This is a genomic window from Shewanella sp. W3-18-1, assembly GCF_000015185.1.
GTDB lineage: Bacteria > Pseudomonadota > Gammaproteobacteria > Enterobacterales > Shewanellaceae > Shewanella > Shewanella putrefaciens.
Genome location: NC_008750.1, coordinates 856,298 through 875,360 on the forward strand (window position 1 = coordinate 856,298; position 19,063 = coordinate 875,360).

The window sequence follows — 19,063 nt, forward strand, 5'->3', positions numbered from 1 at the left end:
GTGTTTTACTTAATGGTATGACTAATGTGGATCGGGTATAAGTTAAAGCCTTTTAAAACAGTGGATTACAAAACATTTTTTTGTGCGGTCACTTTGAGTTACCGATGACCATATTAATTTATGGTTATCTTCATTACACAATCAATGACTAAGTGCTGAAATTCTTTGAATTTTGGGTATGATATGGGTCGTAATCGAATCATCTTAATTTTTAGTAAACAGGTGAAAAGTGTCTTATGACTGATCTTGAGCAACAGGTTTTTACTCAAGTTAGGGCGATCATCGCAAATGAAGAGCAAGTGATTGGCCGGAGAGGAATTCTCATTCCCCTTAAAAAAGCGATCCTTGCCGAAGGCGATATTCGTAATGTGATCGATATTATTTCGAGTGACCCTGCATTGGCGGCACATATGTTAATGCGTAGTAATTCTGCGCAGGCGGCCGTGGTGGCAAATCACAAATCTCGCTCATTAAAAGAAGCGTTGATCCGTTTAGGGCAGGTCAATATTTATCGTTATGCTTTCACTTTCTACCTTAAAGAACGCCTCGATGAGCTACCGCAGCCCTATAAAAAGTTAGTTCAAGGTTATTGGAAATTAACAGAAAGTATTGCGATTGATGCGGTAGACAGTTTGGTGGGTATGGAAGGCGTTGAGGTTGATCCCGATGAAGTACAAACCTTAGCGCTCTTTAGTGTTTTTGGCCAAATTATTGCGCTCACCGCATTTGCTTACCTTAATGCTAGTGCTGAGCAATCTTTCCCATTAAGTGTAATTAAGTCATTGATTGATAAACAGCAGCAAACCTTAACCATAGAAGCGTTTGAATCATTAGATTTAGATCAGGATCTGCGTCAAGAATTTATGATTGCCCATAATCTACGTCAGACTAGAAATCCCAATTCTCCAGGGTTAATTCTGCGCCGTATCTTATCTATGCGTGGACTATTAATGAATCCGCTGTAATTTTTAGATTTGATAGCATATTAGCCCAATAAAAAGCCTGCATTCGCAGGCTTTTTATTGGGCTTACTATCTGAATCAATTCGATTTATGCTGGCGGGATAAACCTTCACTTGCCACCAGTTGTAACCAATTTTGGATCAATGCTGAGTTTGCGCTGTGGCGGCGATAGGCGCCAAATAGCGGGCGTTTTAAGCCTTCTTGGCCGAGTTTTACCGTGGCGAGACTCAGTCCATGTCCTTCATTTATCGACCAACTTGGCAGTGCGGCTATGCCGTCTTTACAGGCGATGCGTTGCAATAACATCATGGTTAAATCACAGGTTTTTTGCTCGCCCGCCTCTATGCCCGCAGGCTCTAAAAAGTGGCGATAAATATCTAAACGCGTCAACGGCACCGGATAACTGATAATAGGCAAGTGTGCTAATTGCTTAGGGGTGACATAGGCTTCTTTTGCTAAGGGATGATCTTTTGCAACCACTAACTTCACTTCAAAATCAAACAAATGCTGGTAGGCGAGTGAATGCCCAGGCACAGGATCTGAGGTTAATACAATATCCAGTTCACCCATTTCTAGGGCATTGAGCGAGTCGAACAGGTGACGGCTCGACAAGTCTAACTCGGCTGCTGGATGATCTTGCCTAAATTGCTCCATCACAGGCATTAACCAGCGAAAACAGCTATGGCACTCAATGCCGACGCGCAACTGATTGGTTTCGGTTTCCAGCCCATTCTTCAAATCTGTCTCGGTTTCTAACACCTTAGGCAAAATCTCTTCGGCCAGATGCAGCAGGCGTGCACCTTCTTGGGTGAATGACAGTGGCTTACTCTTACGCACAAAAATGGGTGAGTTAATTCGTTGTTCCAACTCCTTAATCTGGTGGGAGAGGGCGGATTGAGTGACAAAACGTTTTTTGGCCGCGCCCGCCAAACTGCCGCTTTCTTTCAGGGCCATTAAGGTTCGCAGGTGTCTTAGTTCGATCATGTTCACTCCAAGTGAATTTCACTCATGTTGTGCTTGAAATCAATTCGGTTGCTGGGATAGAGACTAACACAATAAACTTCTAGACGTCCAGACGCCCATTGTTATTTATCAAGGCTGAAATGCTGAAAAGTGCCAAGAGAAAACAATCTGGTGGGTGCAAGTGCCGAATATGGCTTATCTCAAATAAAGGAAGATATGGTATGCAATTAAATAGTCTTGGGTTTCCCCGTATCGGGCGTCGTCGTGAATTGAAATTTGCCTTAGAAAAATACTGGCGTGGTGAGAGCACTCAGGCACAATTGCGTGAAGTGGCGAGTGAACTTCGCCGCAACCATTGGCAGTGGCAAGCTGCTGCTGGCATTGAGCAAGTTCCCGTAGGTGATTTTGCCTTTTATGATCAAGTGCTGACCTTAAGCGCGACTTTAAATGCCATTCCTGAGCGTCATCGTGGTGAAGGAGCAATCGATCTCGATACTTTATTCCGTGTTGCCCGCGGCAGAGCGCCAACGGGCCAAGATGCGCCAGCCTCTGAAATGACCAAGTATTTCAATACTAACTATCACTATCTAGTACCTGAGCTCAGCCAAAACCAAGTGTTTTCGATTGCCTATGAGCAGTTTTTTGAGGAAGTCAGCGAAGCGCAAGCGCTAGGCTATAAAGCCAAACCTGTGCTACTCGGCCCTGTTAGCTACTTGTTCCTTGCTAAAACTGTGGGCCAAGAGTTTGATAAGTTAAGCTTATTACCCAATTTATTAGCTGCTTATGCTGACATTTTGGCGCGTTTTGCTGCTCAGGGTGTGCAATGGGTACAGCTCGATGAGCCTATTCTCGCATTGGAGTTAGATGGTGAATGGCAAGCGGCGATCACTGAGGCGTATCAAGCCCTCAGCACTGCGAAGGTGAAGATCCTTCTTACCAGTTATTACGGCGGTATCGCACACCATCAAGCGCTGGTATCGGCCTTGCCGGTCGCGGGGTTGCATATCGATTTAGTCACAGCGCCGGATCAATTGGCAGTCTTTGCTAATGCGCTTGGTCAAGATCAAATTTTGTCGGCGGGTGTGGTCAATGGCCGCAACGTGTGGGCGGCAGAGGCGGATTTGATTGCCGAACGCATAGGCGCGGTTGCCCGTGATCTCGGAGATCGCTTGTGGATCGGTACTTCTTGCTCACTCCTGCACAGCCCTGTGGATTTAGAGGTGGAAGCCACGCTTGAGCCCGCGCTGCGTCAACAACTCGCGTTTGCGAAGCAGAAATTATTCGAGCTGGCCAATGTGCGCCAATTGCTACTGGCACCTGAATCGGTCGCGGCAAAAGAGATTGTGCAAACCTGTTTGGCACGCCGTGAGGCGAAAGCGCAGGCCGCCGACAGTCAAGTGATTGCCCGCGTTGCCGCGTTGACATCTGCCGATTATGAGCGCGTCAGTGATTTCAGCGTACGCCAAGCAGTGCAGCAGCAGAAATACCGTTTACCTCTGTTGCCGACCACCACCATTGGTTCCTTCCCACAAACACCGGCAATCCGTGGACTACGCAGTCGCTGGCGCAAGGGCGAGCTGAGTGATGCACAATATACTGAGCAATTACAACAAGTCACCCGCGATACTATCGACCGCCAGCTTAAACTCGGTATCGATGTGCTGGTTCATGGTGAGGCCGAGCGCAACGATATGGTGGAATATTTTGGTGAGCAGCTTGCGGGCGTTGGCTTTACCAAAAATGGTTGGGTGCAAAGCTATGGTTCACGCTGTGTTAAGCCGCCGTTGATCTATGGTGATGTTAGTCGTCCAAAGGCGATGACGGTTGATTGGGCCGAGTTTGCCCAAAGTCTCACCGACAAGCCTGTAAAAGGCATGCTGACTGGCCCTGTGACGATTCTGCATTGGTCATTCGCCCGTGAAGATATCGGCCGCGATGTGATTGCGACTCAGCTGGCGCTGGCGATCCGTGATGAAGTGGTGGACTTACAAAATGCCGGTATTGGCATTATACAAATCGATGAGCCCGCCTTCCGTGAAGGTCTGCCATTGAAACAAAGTGAGTGGCAAGCCTATTTAGATTGGGCGGTGAATGCCTTTAAACTCAGCGCTGCTGGGGTGATTGATGAGACTCAAATCCACACCCACATGTGTTACAGCGAGTTTAACGATACAATTGCCGCGATTGCTGCCATGGATGCCGATGTGATCACTATCGAGACTTCGCGTTCACGGATGGAGTTACTCAACGCCTTCGAAGACTTTGAATATCCCAATGAAATTGGCCCCGGTGTGTATGATATTCATTCGCCAAACACCCCAAGTGTGGAGGCCATGGTGCACTTAATCGAGAAAGCGGCACAAAAAGTGCCCGTACGTCAGCTGTGGGTCAACCCAGATTGTGGCCTAAAAACCCGCACTTGGGATGAAGTCGAACCCGCCTTAAAAAACATGGTCGATGCCACACGGGAACTACGTCGCCGACTAGGTTAATTGTTCACTTATTGATTATCAATAATATCAATAAGATAGAAGGCGGATGTTTATGCATCCGCTTTAATCCTTGAGTTATCGACTTACCATGTTTCGCCTGTTTGAGGAATATAGACCCCGATAATCTACAACCCGTCGATTCGGTATCGCACTAAATTGGCATTACAGCCTAAGCACCACTCAACCGTGTTTGCCTTGTAACTATCTACACAGATATTTGCAAATCTTTACCTGTTAACGACATTTCCTTCGTCTACTGTCTTATATTAACTCTATATACTACCTACATAATTTAATCTTTCTACGTGAGCAATATGCTTGCGGCTTTTTAGTTTATTGGATGTGAATATACCGATGAAAAAATCCTCAAAGCGTAAACTGCTGATTGTGATTAGCGGCCTTATTATCATTGGTGGGGGAGCATTTTCCCTGTGGTATAAACCAGAAACACCGCCAGCCTATGTTACAGAAGCGGTATATATCGGTGATATTGAAAGTACAGTGCTTGCAAATGGTACGTTACAGGCATTAAAGCAAGTCAGTGTTGGTGCACAGGTGTCGGGGCAGATTGACAGTTTGTTTGTACAGTCAGGTGATGAGGTTAAGCAAGGCGATTTAATTGCTCAAATCGACAGCTTGGCACAACAGAATACGATCAAAGAAGCTTTAGCCTCACTGAAAATTATCAATGCTCAATATCGTGCAAAGCAAGCACAAATACAGCAAGCCAAACTTGAGTTTGTTCGTCAACAACAAATGCTAGCAGATAATGCTAGTTCTCGAGCGTCTTATGAAGCGGCAGAAGCAACTTTGACTGTTTATCAAGCTGAAATAGAACAATTAGAGGCTCAAAAACAACAGGCTGAAATTAAAGTTGATAGTGCCAAGATTGATTTAGGTTATACCAAAATTACCGCGCCTATGGATGGCACCGTTGTATATTCTGCTGTCGAAGTTGGGCAAACCGTTAACGCGAATCAAACGACACCAACCATAGTTGAAATGGCACAGCTTGATACTATGACCGTCAAGGCTGAAATATCAGAGGCTGATATTATCAACGTTAAACCTGGCCAAGCTGTTTACTTTACGATTCTTGGACAACCTAATCGTCCCTATCACGCGACCATTAGGGCAATTGAGCCGGGACCGACTTCAATGGAGAGCAGTAGTAGTTCAAGTTCAAGCTCAAGCACGACAGAAGCTATTTACTACTACGGTTTATTTGATGTGAAAAATCCAGATCGTACTTTACGTATTGGAATGACAACCCAGATTTCAATTGTGCTTGCTAAAGCAGAGAACGCATTACTCGTGCCTTCACAAATCTTACGGATTAAGCCAAGGGATAAGCAAACTGCACCGCAGCTAGATAAAGACAAAGATACGCAGTCTAGCGAACCTAAGCGTCATCGTGGGCCTCAGTATCAAGTACCAGTATTAGTGAATAATCAAGTGCAATACGTGGATGTCACCGTAGGTATTAACAACAAAATTAATGCCGAAATTACCTCAGGTTTAAATGAAGGCGACTTAGTTGTGCTGGGTATGCCTTCATCGGAAGAGAGCAGCAAACTGCGCCGCCCACCTAGTGTGAGGTTTTAATTGTGAGTGCCGCATTACTTGAAATTTCAGGTTGTTATCGCACTTTTCAGGCGGGAGAACAGCAGCTTACCGTACTAAAAGATGTGAACTTAACGATTGAACGTGGCGAGATGGTTGCCATTGTCGGCGCCTCTGGTTCGGGCAAATCGACCCTAATGAATATTCTTGGCTGCTTAGATAAACCGTCGAAGGGGGCGTACTTTATCAATGGACAAGATACTTCCACCATGGATGCCGATGAGTTAGCTCAATTACGGCGTGAACATTTTGGTTTTATTTTTCAGCGTTATCATTTGCTTAGCGATCTTACTGCGATAGGTAACGTGGAAGTTCCTGCGGTTTATGCAGGTAAAGAACGAAGTGCCAGAAAAGACAGAGCCGAACATTTATTAACTCGCTTAGGATTAGGTGACCGACTCGATCATAAACCTAATCAGCTCAGTGGTGGACAGCAGCAGCGGGTCAGTGTGGCCCGTGCGTTGATGAATGGCGGTGATGTGATCCTTGCCGATGAGCCCACGGGTGCATTGGATAGCCACAGCGGTGAAGAAATGATGCAATTGCTGCAAGAGCTTCACAGCGATGGTCATACCATCATTATCGTAACCCACGATATGAATGTAGCCCAATATGCCGACCGGATTATTGAAATTAAGGACGGCATAATTATCAGTGACGAACGTAAAACGAAGGCACCAAAGCACGTCGATACGGCTGTCACTAAGATAAATAACCGTATTCGAGTGGCCTCGTGGGATAGATATGTTGAAGCGTTCAAAATGGCGCTACTTGCCATGTCGACTCACAGATTACGCACCTTTCTCACTATGCTTGGCATTATTATTGGTATTGCCTCGGTTGTTTCCGTGGTTGCATTAGGAGAAGGTTCCCAGCGAGAAATTCTTAATAGCATTAGCTCAATGGGGACTAATACGATTGATATTCGCCCAGGCTTTGGGTTTGGTGATCGCCGTTCAGGAAAAGTGAAAACCTTAATTGTTAAAGATGCCGATGCATTGAAACACTTACCTTACGTTGACAGTGTTACACCAACCGTTGATTCAAGTATGACGTTACGTTATGGCAATAAAGCGGTTACCACGGTCGTGAATGGTGTTGGCCCAGAGTTCTTCAGGGTACGAGGTTATGAGCTGGCTATGGGGCAGTTCTGGGATGAAGATAGTGTTTCATCGCTTGCTCAAGATGCTGTGATTGACGATAAGGTTCGTAAAGAGTTATTCCCTCGTAGTTCACCTATTGGTGAGGTGATTTTTATCGGGAATCTACCCGTGCGGATTATTGGTGTGACTGAACCTAAAGACAGCGTATTTGGTAAAAGTGATTCACTGAATGTGTGGCTACCTTATACAACGCTATCGGGACGTATTGTCGGGAAAAACTACCTGAATGGTATCACCGTAAGACTCAATGAATCGGTGCCGAGTAATGCCGCTGAACAGGGCATTATAACTTTGCTGAAAATGCGCCATGGAATAGAGGATTTTTTCACTATTAATACGGATGCAATTAGACAGAATATTGAAAAAACGACGGCAACGATGACCTTGCTTATCTCGGCAATTGCGGTGATATCCCTGATTGTGGGCGGGATTGGGGTGATGAATATCATGTTGGTTTCGGTAACCGAACGTACTCGTGAAATTGGTGTACGTATGGCAGTCGGGGCGCGTCAGAGTGATATTTTGCGTCAGTTCCTGATTGAAGCTGTGTTGGTCTGTTTATGTGGTGGCACTTTAGGTATCGCCTTGGCCTATTTAATTGGCGTGGTGTTTGCTCAAACGGGAGGTAGTTTCCAAATGATTTATTCCACTACCTCGATTGTCGCTGCTTTTGCCTGTTCGACGTTAATCGGTGTGCTATTTGGCTTTTTACCCGCCCGCAACGCGGCGCGATTAGATCCCGTTGACGCCTTAGCAAGAGAGTAATAACACCATGAATAATCTAATATTAAATCGTAAAATTATGTTACGTACTTGCGCCATCGCTGTAGGTGTTGCATTACTCGGCGGCTGCGGTAGTTTTATGCGCTCAGACTTTGAGCCCCTCGCGTTGACGATACCAAGTCATTGGCAGCATACACAGGTCAACGAACAGGTGAGAGTTGATCCTTGGTGGCAGCAGTTTCAGCAGCCAGATCTTAATAAGTTAGTAAGCCAAGTGCTAAGCAGTAACAATGACTTAGCCCTTGCAACCTTGACACTACGTAAGGCGCGTTTACAGGCAGGGCTTGCCCAAGATGCACTTTACCCGCAGTTATCCTCAAACCTTTCTGCATCGCGCAGTAACCCCCTGGATGGTGGCGAATCAACCAAGAGCTATCAGGCCAAGCTTTCAGTCAGTTATGAAGTCGATTTATGGGGAAAAGTCTCGGCAGAGATGGATCAAGCTCAGTGGTCGGCATTAGCGAGTGCGGAGGATAGAGAAAGTACCACTCAAAGTTTAGTGGCAACTACAGCATCGCTTTATTGGAAGATGGGCTATTTAAATCAAAGGATTGCTTTAAGCAGCCGCAGTATTGACCACAGTCGACAAACACTGGCATTAACCCAGCGTCAGTATGATTCTGGAGCGGTGACTCAAGTCAATGTGTTAGAGGCTAAGCGTAGCCTAGCGGGACAAGAGGCATCCCATAGTCAACTTATCCAACAGTTAACGGAGGCGGGAAATGCGCTTGCCATTTTACTGAATCAAGCACCTGGAGAGGCTTTCGTTGAGATTAACGCCTTACCTGATGTTGCAGTGCCGGAGATTGCCGTGGGGATGCCAGCGGATCTATTGGTGAGACGCCCTGATGTTAAGGCATCTTTATATCAATTACGTTCAGCACTCGCCAGTAAAGATGCGACTTATACCCGTTACTTTCCGAGTTTGAGTTTAACTGGCAGTGTGGGGGAGTCGACCTCAGAGTTAAAAGAATTATTGCGCAATCCCGTGGGTAGTTTAGGTGCAGGCTTAGTGTTGCCATTTTTACAGTGGAATCAAATGCAAATTAATAACGACATTGCTGAAATTGATTATCAAACTGCAGTCGTAAATTACCGTAAGACACTGTATTCCGCCTTTGAGGATGTTGATAATGCCATCTCGGCTAAGCAGCAATTTGCTTATCAAGGAGACAAATTACAGCAACAGTATAATGCTGCGGTAGCGGTCGAGGCCATTTATGAAAGCCAGTATCGCCATGGTGCGATAGGTATTCAAGATTGGATTAATGCCCAAGAAAATCGACGTGCAGCGGAGGCGTCTTTGCTCGAAAACCGCTATAACCAACTGACGGCCCAAGCAACGCTCTACCAAGCCCTTGGTGGGAGCGATATCGCCCCAGAGATTGCTCAGATTTCTAACTAATTTTGTTTTTATATATAAAGCCGCAGCAACTCTTGTTGCTGCGGCTTTATATTATTGATTGGTCAGTGAGGTTATTAACGAATATGGTTTCATCTGATTTGCCAAACACTTGCTACTATATAATGTAGAGGTAAATTACAATCAGTTGGGGGCTAGTATGCAGAGCTTGATTACAACGACTGGAGCAAAAGATGACGAGCTTAGTGCCCATTCTGCTGCGGCATCCCAAGAAGCACTGCAACTACTCAATGGTATTAGGCCATTTTCTATTACCATAAATGGCATTTTTGCCATCCTGTTTGTATTTTTATCCGTATGGCCTTTAGCATTTATTTATACCTTAGGGTTAAGCTATCACCTTTGGTTAAGCTACTGTGCTCACTCTCACCCTAAACAATTACCACCAATTATTCAGTGGTCTTGGGTGGTGGTATTTAGTCAATCTCTATCGTCAGTACTCATTTTAGGTGCTGATGCTGGATTTCAATATTATCTTCTTGCGACTATACCACCATCATTTGCAAGTATTTTTAAGCCATTATTTTATAAACTAATACAAGCTTTGATCATCATAGTCTTCTTTCTTATTTGTGATATTTGGTTTATTGATTACGAGCCTTATTATCTTTATTCCGATGAAATGATTAGTTTATTTCGCCATATCAATGTGCTCGGTGCGTGTGCTTTGCTCGCCGGTGTATCCTATGCGTATTCACAAATTGTAATGTCAGCCATTACTGCGCTACGTAATGTGGCTAATACAGATGAGTTAACAGGGCTGATTAACCGCCGGAGCTTAACTGCACTTATTGATCGAGAAGCGGCAAGAACATTACGTACGCACGCATCGATGAGCTTAGTTTTATGTGATATTGATTATTTTAAACGTATTAATGATAGCTATGGTCATGCTGCTGGCGATCATGTGTTGGTTAATGTCGCTAATTTATTACAGGGAGTGTTGAGGGAATATGATGTAGTTGCACGTTGGGGAGGAGAGGAGTTTTTATTGCTGTTACCCAATACGGATATAATAGAAGCGATGAAAGTCGCTGAGCGATTACGCGAAATTGTTGCTTGTAGCCACCTCAGCTTTGAAGAGCAAACTATACCTGTGACGATGACACTCGGTGTTGCCGTTTTAGGGGATGAAAATTGGCACAGCACGTTAGCACGTGCTGATGAAGCGCTTTATCGTGGTAAAAGACAAGGTCGAAATTGTGTTGTGCAGGCATCAGCCCCGTGACCACACGGGGCGGTGCAGATATTAGCTTTGCAGTATCTTAAGTGGCAGGCTAAGCATATCGTCACCTGTTCCAGCTAAGTGCCAGATAATACCTACTAAGGCGCCGACAGTCAGTAAATACCAGATAGTTGAGAAGATTTGCCCATATCTATCGAGAGGTAGTAAATGGCTTTGATGGCGAGTTCGCCATTCAAAGATAATTTCCAAACTGCCTATTAACAGTAAAAAACCGAGTAATGCTAAACCAAAGGTGTAGCTAACATAAACGCCAAAAGCGGCTCCTACCGCACAGGCGATAAGCCCCATTACACTGTTCATTGAAAAGCTAATACTTTTTAAAATATGGCCGCCATCTAATGGCAAAATAGGCAATAAATTAAACAAGTTAAGTAGAGCATTAAAGGCTGCAAGCCCCGCAAAAAACACATTGCCCGTAGCGTGGTAGGCAATCAATGAGCCTATAGACATGAATAAGCCAAAAGTGGGCCCCATGATGGATATCACGACATCTTGCCAACGTGTATTAATTTTTTCATCGGAAAGAGCGAGCCCACCCATAAAAGGGATCAGGTAAATTCCCTTGGTTTTCATCCCAAAATACTTCATCGCGCGGATATGGCCGTATTCGTGAAATACTAAACAGGCGATCAATGCCAGTGCAAACTGAAACGAAAATAGCCAAGAATAGGCAGCAACACTGGCTCCGGCTAGTGCCACTTTAATTACTTTGGCACTTTTTAATAATTTAAATCCAAGGGATGCCAGCCCAACAATGCTTAACTTTTGTTGTTTAACGATAGGGATTTCAGGATGTTGTCTTTCGATATCTTTTTCGGTACGTGTTCCTTGGGCTATGACTTCGTCATCCTGTAGCAGGCGATAATCGAAGCGAAATGGCTGCCAGACTAAATCGGTTTCAAGGCTAATGATGATTTTAGCTTCGAGGGAACTTTGTTCTCCGCCTTCGGTAACCAGTGGGCTGTTAAATTGGCTGAGTTCAAATTCATGTATTCTGAGTCCGCCATTATCAATAGAGGCAGATTTTTGTGAGACTAAGTTGTTGTCCCAGAATAGTTGCTGCCATCCTGCGAGGGAGCCTTCTAAACGCAGTTGTTTGCCTAAGCAGTCAATCTTAAGTAGTTCCAATTTGGGTTCCATTTGTTCGTGTATCTGAGGGTGGTTTTTACCTAAGGCAATCCGTTACTGTAATTCGTATTGCTGGACCAGAAAACATGGCGTGTGCGCCGTTAATGCGATTTCGGTTCTGACAAATTATGCCTGTGAATTTATAGCGAGGATATTAGCTTTTAAGATCCAAGCGTTTTTTAGCGCAAAAAACTAGCATATATCCCATGACGTCAAAATCCCAAAGCATGAACAGATAGCTAAGATGATTAATATCAATCTATTCATCTAGAGTGCGTACGATTTCTATTCCTTGGCTAATCGTGGTGAAGGCAAGTTTAGCTACGCAGCAGTGTCCTAAGGCTTTGGCATGGTTTTGCACCCATTTGATAAATTCTGTTAATGGTAGCAGTTGCTCCTGTTGGAGTAATGTGGGGAGTTCACCGATAGGATCTTCATAAACAGTGCGGGAATTTGCATTGATATAGTAGCGGTGGCCTTTACTATCAAGCAATTGATCTTTATCAGTAAAGTGATGCTGATAAAGGCAGGCTAGCTCTAACCAATCCCGTTGGTGGGCAAGATAAAGCAGTTCATCATTTTGAATGAGCTTAACTACGGCGGGCCATTCAATGTCCGACATCTTGACGCTGGTCATTATCGCTCCTGTGACGAAAGTCCAAGCCCTAAAGTTTGAGGCCATGGCTGAGTCGCATGACAATATTGGGATCGAATAAAACAATAGGAGTCATGCCATTGCTAGGCAGTATGCCATGCTTAGATTGGATTAATATAGACGTAAGCGCACTTACGTCTATATTGGCGATTAGCTTGGTGTGGGAGTCTTGGCTTTGGCGTTATAGTCGAAATTAATTTCTTGGTTAATATTAGCTATGCAACAAGTTCCATGTTCCCTTGTTGTACGATGATTGGCAGGTCCTATATGAAACTCCACATTAAGGAATACGTGCTTAAGGGCCTCAACACGGTATTTTTCATAATAGCCTTCGACTTCTTGTTTAAGTGTATCGAACTCAAGTTCTTCCCGAGACCGCTCATTTAAAATGCGATTTTTCTCATCGAGCATCATCTTTATCTGCTCAACCATCACGGGATCATCTTGCCATTCTGATTTGGGTGGTAGCTTATTGAGGCGAGCTTCGATATCTAAACTGGCGACCACCATCGCTTGAACACCTTCTTCGAGCAATTTCAGATTTTGTTTTAGCTCAGCTTGTTCCATTGCACAATAAAGTTCTGTTTTTGTGCCTGCGGTCGCACCTATGACAACAGCTTTAATACCTTTTTCGGCTTGGGCTACACCACCCACCAGATCACCACGGCGTCCACTGGCATCGCTTACTGTTAAGCTGGCGGCAGTTTTAGTATTACTGTGTAATAACTGTTTGGTAATGAGGATATTACCTTTAGCAATCAGTTGAGAATACTGAACAAATTGTGCACTGATTTGCCCTTGGGCATTGATCTTCGTTGAAAATTCATTTGCTTTAATCTGTCTGCCGATAATGCCTTTGCTTACAGTAACATCACCTTCTGCATCTAAGGTGGCAGAATCCACAAATCCCATTACGGTAATATCACCAGAGCTTTTGACTAGCATGCCCTCATGTACATCACCCGTAATTAAAATACTCCCCTTAAAGGTGACATGGCCTGTACTGATATCCACATCTTTGAGCTGCAGTACATCATCCACATTCATACCCGTTCGGGTTTCTACGGGTTGGCCTGCAACTGTCGCGATAAGTTTATTGGGATCTTTGGGGTGAAAATCAGTTCCTGTCCCAGCTTGCAATACATTATCTTTGCCCGGCTTTTGTTTGAGCACTTCGCCTTTAATATTGTAACCAGGAGTGCCTTCTGTCGCGGGATGTTTAACCATCAATATATCATTGGGTTTTACCATGATCATTGAGCCAAGATTACGCATATCTACGGTACCATCAGCGCGCTCTTGTGGTTGTAGTAAGCGTTCCCGAGCGAGGGCCACCTTACGTTCTAATATGGCATTTTTCCCATTAATGGGGATCTTACCTTGTGCAATCTCCCCTTGACAGCTTTCACCTGGCTTGAGCTTACTGAGTTTTTGCATTAATGCTTGGATCTTGAGTTTACTCAATCCCATACATACATTGTGTTTTTTGAGTTGAGTGAGGATTTCAGGTAAATCAACGGCTTTACCACCCCAAGCGGCTGTAAGCGTCATGCTGGCGTGCATTTTATCTGGGCTGATGTCAATCGTAACACTGCCGTTACGCCGTTCTGCTATTTCAGCAAATAGTTCAAATTTACCATCCTCTTGATGGCATAGAGCATTAATCTGAGTGATAGTTTTATTGATGGAAGGCTCTAGTGGAAACAGGGATGAGAATTCTGGTAAGGACAAGAGTTGCATGATGTCTTCACGGGTAACAGGGCCGTGGTTATTTGGGATAACACGCAATTCCGCCTTTGTTTTATCACTGCTTAACTCAAGAAGTTCAGGTGGCAACATAGAGAGCTTCCTACCAGTTTGTTTTATTATTGTTGGAAATACTGTTTCGAGTATAACAGTAGAGACTTTGTGCAAAGAAGCCTTTTTGACGCTAAAAACAGCAAATGTTGTTTTATTGTTTTTTTAGTCTATGTGCTGGTTTTTAAATAGTTTTTTATACGATATGTTTGACGTTATGCAGTGTAATCTCTGGCGGTTTATCTTAAATGAACACATTTTTCGAGGGTTATGCTTATTTTTAACTTAACAAATATTTTATATTTCAATAGTTAAAAACCTATGTTAGGTGCGATAAAACAGCGTCAATGCTGCATTAGTTGTAGCAAATCGATGGGTGAGCCGTTTCACAAATCAGTGCAAATGTTTTTAAGCGACCAGAAGATGCTGCAACGTGTTTCTTTCGGTCGCTTAGGTATTAGGTAGAGACTTATTGTTGCTGAAAGTAATACAGCTTGTATTTATTGTTTTCGGCGGGGACTGTTAACTGGCCAAATTCTGCTGCAATGATATCAGAGTAAGGTAAGTGGCGATTGGCAACAATTTGCCAAATACCGTTATGCTGTAATTGCTTTGCACTGTCTGTAACGAAATTTTTCGCTATATTAGTTGTGCTAGTTAGACCATCGTGAAACGGTGGGTTAGAGATAATACCGTTAAATTTTCCTGTGGTTTGAGCGAGTCCATCAGAGGGGTAAACTTTAGCTGTCATACCATTGGCTGCAAGCGTGAGTTCACAAGATGCTAACGCCATGGCATTAATGTCAATGCATTCCAAGGATAGATGCGGTTGTGCCTTGAGTAAGGCGGCGGCAATCACACCAGCACCGCAACCAAAATCGAGCACTCGACCCGAGAGTGTGGGCAGGTGTGATAGCAATAATTCTGTGCCTTGATCTAGGCGTTTTTCACTAAATACCCCCACTAAGTTACAGATACTGATCTCACCCTGTGGTGTGCTGAGTTGATACTGGCTGACCCAGTCGCTGAGTTTCATTGCCGGGGCGCGGCCCTCTAAATTGCTACCAAATAGCAGGCAGTGGCGGGCGTTATCGAGCTTCATCCCCGTCGCAAAATACTCAGGCAAGAGTTTAACTAAAGACTTAATGCCGCCTTTATTTTCCCCTACGACTAGCAGTTGGCCATTAGGTACAAGATGATTGGCGGCGAGGGTAAATAGGTAAGGCGCTAGGGGTTTAGCCTTGGGGAAGTAAACGATAACCGTATCGTACTTTTCTGGTTTAATTGGGTCTTGATGTGGCAGTTCGTGGCCGAAGTAGCAACGCAGTTTTGAATTCGCGTGCGGCACTAAGTGTAAATAATGGTGATAATCCAAGGCGAGGGCATCGACCGAGGCCGCGACATCGAGCAGGGCTTTGGGCAGTAGATCGGCTTCATGGTTGAGCACTAACACTTTATGTTGGTTTAGGCTGTCTTGATTGCGAATGATAACTTGCGATGGATTGGTTAACACAGTGGCTCACACCAATAGATTGAAGTGTGGGCATTATACCCGTTATTCGTCATTCAGCCAGTTTGCATCCAAGAGTTTCAGCAAAGGGTGATAAAAAAGGCAACGCTATTATGCAGTTGCCTTTAGTGTCAGGTGTTGAAGGGCCAAAAGCTTAACTTTTGGATTTCTTCGGTTTTGGCAATAAACTTAAGATCTTATTGGCAATATCTGTATTGTCCTGATGGCCGTTAAACAGCTCTGATGCAGGACCTGCAGCAAAGACTTGTACATCTGTACCTGTGTGGCCGTCAGTTGTCCATCCTGTATCTGTACGTTTATCGATAACATGGCGGATCGCGATGGCCATGGTTTCTAACCCCTGCATTCTGGCAACATTTAATTTGGTCACTTCTTCTTCGCTAAGCTCAAATCCTAAACCACGGGCGAGATCAGCTTGCCATTCATCTCCGCTAATGGCGGCTAAGGCTAAGGTGTCTGAACTGGCGGAAATATTTCGCAGAATTTCGGGATTCCAGTTGTAGTTACCATTGGCACCAATCGATAGACCTCCAGTATTGTGGTCGGCGGTAATGACCATTAGCGTGTCTGGATTTTGGCGAACAAATTGTTCAACCACTTCAATGGCATTAGAGAACTCATCCATTTCCCCCATCACAGTCGCTATGTCATTATTATGGCCCGCCCAGTCGATTAAACTCCCTTCAACTAAGAGTACAAACCCTTGTTCATTTTGTGAGAGTAAACTAAGGGCTTTCTGGGTTAAGGTGCTGAGTTTTTTAGCTTCTTTTTCATCAATGGCCCAAGGCAATTGCACCTCGGCAAACAGACCTAACACTTTAGGTTGGGTGATAGTGGCGAGATCATCAAAACGGGTGATGTGTTGATAGCCTTTAGCTGTAAATTGCGCTAGCAGCTCGGGTGAAAAATACTTTTGACCGCCACCTAAAAATACATCGGCATTAGTTTCTAAATAACTGAGTGCTATCGCATCGTAGTTTTTACGGCTTTCATTATGGGCCAAAAATGCCGCTGGCGTGGCATGGTTGATTTGTGATGTAACAGCTACGCCTGTGCTTAAGCCAAGGGATTTGGCTTTTTCGAGTATGGTCGGTAGTGGTTGCTTTTGAGTATCAACTGAAATCGCCCCATTATACGATTTAACGCCTGTGGCGAGCGCGGTTGCGGCGGCCGCAGAGTCGGTAACATAGCCACTGACACTGGCGGGATAGGTACTCGCCATACCCACCAGTAAACGGTCGAATACGGTTTGTTCGACTTCTTCGGTATCTGGATTATCTTTGTAGTAACGATAGGCGCTCGTATAAGCAGGCCCCATACCATCACCTATCATAATGACGATATTTTTCGGGCGAGATGGTGCTTTTGTTGGGCCTGTTTCGATGTTTGCCCAAGTCGAAGTCGATAGCAATAAGCCTATGCCGAGCAACAAGAGTGGCGCTTTGGTGAAACTCATATCACATCCCTAGAAAGTGGCTTGGCGCTAGCTAATTCATAGCGCCTTAGAACAACAAACTCTTATAAGTTAACATATTAGTTCAATCAAGCTGAGGCTTTAACGCGCGCCTCAATAGCATCCATTAACATACCTGTGATGTCGACATCAAATGCCGCTTGGATTTCACGGATACAGGTTGGGCTAGTCACGTTGATCTCAGTCAGCTTGTCACCAATGACATCTAGCCCGACAAAAATCAGTCCACGTTTTTTAAGCTCAGGACCAATGGCACGGGCAATCGCCCAATCGCTGTCGGATAAAGGCTGGGCTACACCGCTACCGCCAGCAGCTAAGTTACCACGGGTTTCGCCTTTCATTGGGATACGCGCCAAGGCGTAAGGCACTGGCTCACCATCGACCACTAAAATGCGTTTATCGCCTTGGGTTATCTCAGGGATAAAGGCTTGCGCCATCGCATATTGTTGACCATAACTGGTCAAGGTTTCGATGATGACACCAAGGTTTGGGTCATCCTGCTTCACGCGGAAAATCGAGGTGCCACCCATGCCATCTAAAGGCTTAAGAATAATATCGCCCTTCGCTTGGTGGAAAGCGCGGATACGTTTGGCATCACGGGTTACGATCGTTTCTGGAGTGAATTCGCTAAACCAGGCGGTAAACAGTTTTTCGTTAGCATCACGCAAACTTTGTGGCTTGTTAACGATCAATACGCCTTGTTCTTCGGCGCGTTCAAGCATGTAAGTTGCGTAGATAAACTCAGTATCGAATGGCGGGTCCTTACGCATTAGGATCACGTCGAGTTCGCTCATCGGCGTGTCTGTAGCTTCGCCGAGTTCAAACCATTTGCTTGCATCATTGAAAACAGTTAACGGGCGCATATTGGCCATAGCCACACCGTTGACCATGGCAAGATCGGCCATTTCCATATAAAACAGCTGATAACCTCTTTCCTGCGCGGCCATTAACATGGCAAAACTGGAGTCTTTCTTAATGTTGATCTCACTGATGGGGTCCATCACTATGCCGAGTTTTATCATTAATCTGTTCCTTATTTGTCGCCGTTCGCAGGCAAAAAAGTATTAATTAGGTGTTGCTTGTCGATCAGCCTAAATCACCGAATCTAAGTTGCAGTGCTGTAATGGCGGTGAGCGAGGCGGTTTCGGTGCGTAGCACTCTGGGGCCAAGCAACACATCGGTAAACTGATAGGTTTCTGTCATGGCGATTTCTTCCGCCGACAAACCGCCTTCAGGGCCAATTAATAAACGCACGCGGGTATGGGCCAAATCTAAGCCATTGATACCGTGTGCGGCACGTGGATGCAGATTGAGTTTAAGTGCCGAGGTCGGCTCACTGCACCAATCGTGTAAGTCCATCGCTGGGCGAACCACGGGCACTTGACTGCGTCCCGATTGCTCACAGGCGCTCACGACGATCTTCTGCCATTGTTGAATTTTTTTCTCTAGGCGTTCACCGTTGAGTTTCACGCCGCAGCGATCAGAAAACAGCGGCGTAATCGTATTCACGCCAAGCTCGACGGATTTTTGAATGGTGAACTCCATTCTATCGCCACGGGAAATCACTTGGCCTAAGTGCAAGTTGAGTGGCGATTCTGATAAATTTGCCTCACAGGAGAGCAATTTTACTGTGACATGCTTTTTACCTGCATCAACAATTTCAGCAAGATAATCATTGCCATCGCCATTGAATAGACTGATATTTTCACCGTTGCCCATGCGTAACACTTTGCCGATATGGGCCGCGCCATCTTCGTCTAAGTTCAGCAGTTGATTGATAGCTAATGGCTGAGGTTGATAAATTCTTGGGACTCTCATTGTCG

14 protein-coding genes are annotated in these 19,063 nt (G+C 45.0%); 6 read left to right on the top strand and 8 right to left on the bottom strand.

Features of this window, described 5'->3' with window-relative positions; all coding sequences use genetic code 11:
- Nucleotides 1-236 precede the first annotated feature (236 nt).
- A complete protein-coding gene (locus SPUTW3181_RS03980) occupies nt 237-965 on the top strand; it encodes an HDOD domain-containing protein (RefSeq protein WP_011788148.1) in 729 nt (242 codons plus the stop codon).
- Nucleotides 966-1,040: 75 nt separating this feature from the next.
- Here SPUTW3181_RS03980 and SPUTW3181_RS03985 read toward each other — a convergent pair whose 3' ends face one another.
- Nucleotides 1,041-1,946: a LysR family transcriptional regulator gene (locus SPUTW3181_RS03985; protein WP_011788149.1), complete on the bottom strand. Its 906-nt coding sequence runs from the start codon at nt 1,944-1,946 to the stop codon at nt 1,041-1,043.
- A gap of 200 nt (nt 1,947-2,146) precedes the next feature.
- Between SPUTW3181_RS03985 and metE the strand changes: the two genes are divergently transcribed.
- The 5 genes from metE to SPUTW3181_RS04010 all read left to right on the top strand — a co-directional run bounded on the left by metE (nt 2,147) and on the right by SPUTW3181_RS04010 (nt 10,637).
- A complete protein-coding gene (gene metE / locus SPUTW3181_RS03990; protein ID WP_011788150.1) occupies nt 2,147-4,417 on the top strand; it encodes a 5-methyltetrahydropteroyltriglutamate--homocysteine S-methyltransferase in 2,271 nt (756 codons plus the stop codon).
- Between the two features lie 354 nt (nt 4,418-4,771).
- Nucleotides 4,772-6,022 carry an efflux RND transporter periplasmic adaptor subunit gene (locus SPUTW3181_RS03995; RefSeq protein ID WP_011788151.1) on the top strand — a complete coding sequence of 417 codons (1,251 nt, stop codon included), beginning with the start codon at nt 4,772-4,774 and terminating at the stop codon, nt 6,020-6,022.
- A gap of 2 nt (nt 6,023-6,024) precedes the next feature.
- On the top strand, nt 6,025-7,968 hold the full coding sequence (locus SPUTW3181_RS04000; protein WP_011788152.1) for a MacB family efflux pump subunit: 1,944 nt from the start codon (nt 6,025-6,027) through the stop codon (nt 7,966-7,968).
- Between the two features lie 7 nt (nt 7,969-7,975).
- On the top strand, nt 7,976-9,391 hold the full coding sequence (locus tag SPUTW3181_RS04005; RefSeq protein WP_011788153.1) for an efflux transporter outer membrane subunit: 1,416 nt from the start codon (nt 7,976-7,978) through the stop codon (nt 9,389-9,391).
- A gap of 157 nt (nt 9,392-9,548) precedes the next feature.
- Nucleotides 9,549-10,637 carry a GGDEF domain-containing protein gene (locus tag SPUTW3181_RS04010; RefSeq protein WP_011788154.1) on the top strand — a complete coding sequence of 363 codons (1,089 nt, stop codon included), beginning with the start codon at nt 9,549-9,551 and terminating at the stop codon, nt 10,635-10,637.
- Between the two features lie 21 nt (nt 10,638-10,658).
- On the opposite strand, the gene SPUTW3181_RS04015 is transcribed toward SPUTW3181_RS04010, so the two are convergent.
- The 7 genes from SPUTW3181_RS04015 to rsmE form a co-directional block, all read right to left on the bottom strand.
- Nucleotides 10,659-11,795, bottom strand: a complete 1,137-nt coding sequence (locus SPUTW3181_RS04015; RefSeq protein ID WP_011788155.1) for a site-2 protease family protein — start codon at nt 11,793-11,795, stop codon at nt 10,659-10,661.
- Nucleotides 11,796-12,042: 247 nt separating this feature from the next.
- Nucleotides 12,043-12,420 (bottom strand): DUF4144 family protein, encoded by a 378-nt coding sequence (locus tag SPUTW3181_RS04020; protein ID WP_011788156.1) that lies wholly within the window; start codon nt 12,418-12,420, stop codon nt 12,043-12,045.
- A 168-nt stretch (nt 12,421-12,588) separates the two neighbouring features.
- Nucleotides 12,589-14,277, bottom strand: a complete 1,689-nt coding sequence (locus SPUTW3181_RS04025) for a DUF342 domain-containing protein (protein WP_011788157.1) — start codon at nt 14,275-14,277, stop codon at nt 12,589-12,591.
- A gap of 427 nt (nt 14,278-14,704) precedes the next feature.
- Complete coding sequence (locus SPUTW3181_RS04030) at nt 14,705-15,748, bottom strand: methyltransferase (RefSeq protein WP_011788158.1); 1,044 nt, start codon at nt 15,746-15,748, stop codon at nt 14,705-14,707.
- Between the two features lie 151 nt (nt 15,749-15,899).
- A complete protein-coding gene (locus SPUTW3181_RS04035; protein ID WP_011788159.1) occupies nt 15,900-17,222 on the bottom strand; it encodes an alkaline phosphatase in 1,323 nt (440 codons plus the stop codon).
- Between the two features lie 86 nt (nt 17,223-17,308).
- Nucleotides 17,309-18,262 (bottom strand): glutathione synthase, encoded by a 954-nt coding sequence (gene gshB, locus SPUTW3181_RS04040; RefSeq protein WP_011788160.1) that lies wholly within the window; start codon nt 18,260-18,262, stop codon nt 17,309-17,311.
- A gap of 64 nt (nt 18,263-18,326) precedes the next feature.
- Nucleotides 18,327-19,058, bottom strand: a complete 732-nt coding sequence (gene rsmE, locus SPUTW3181_RS04045; RefSeq protein WP_011788161.1) for a 16S rRNA (uracil(1498)-N(3))-methyltransferase — start codon at nt 19,056-19,058, stop codon at nt 18,327-18,329.
- Nucleotides 19,059-19,063: the final 5 nt, after the last annotated feature.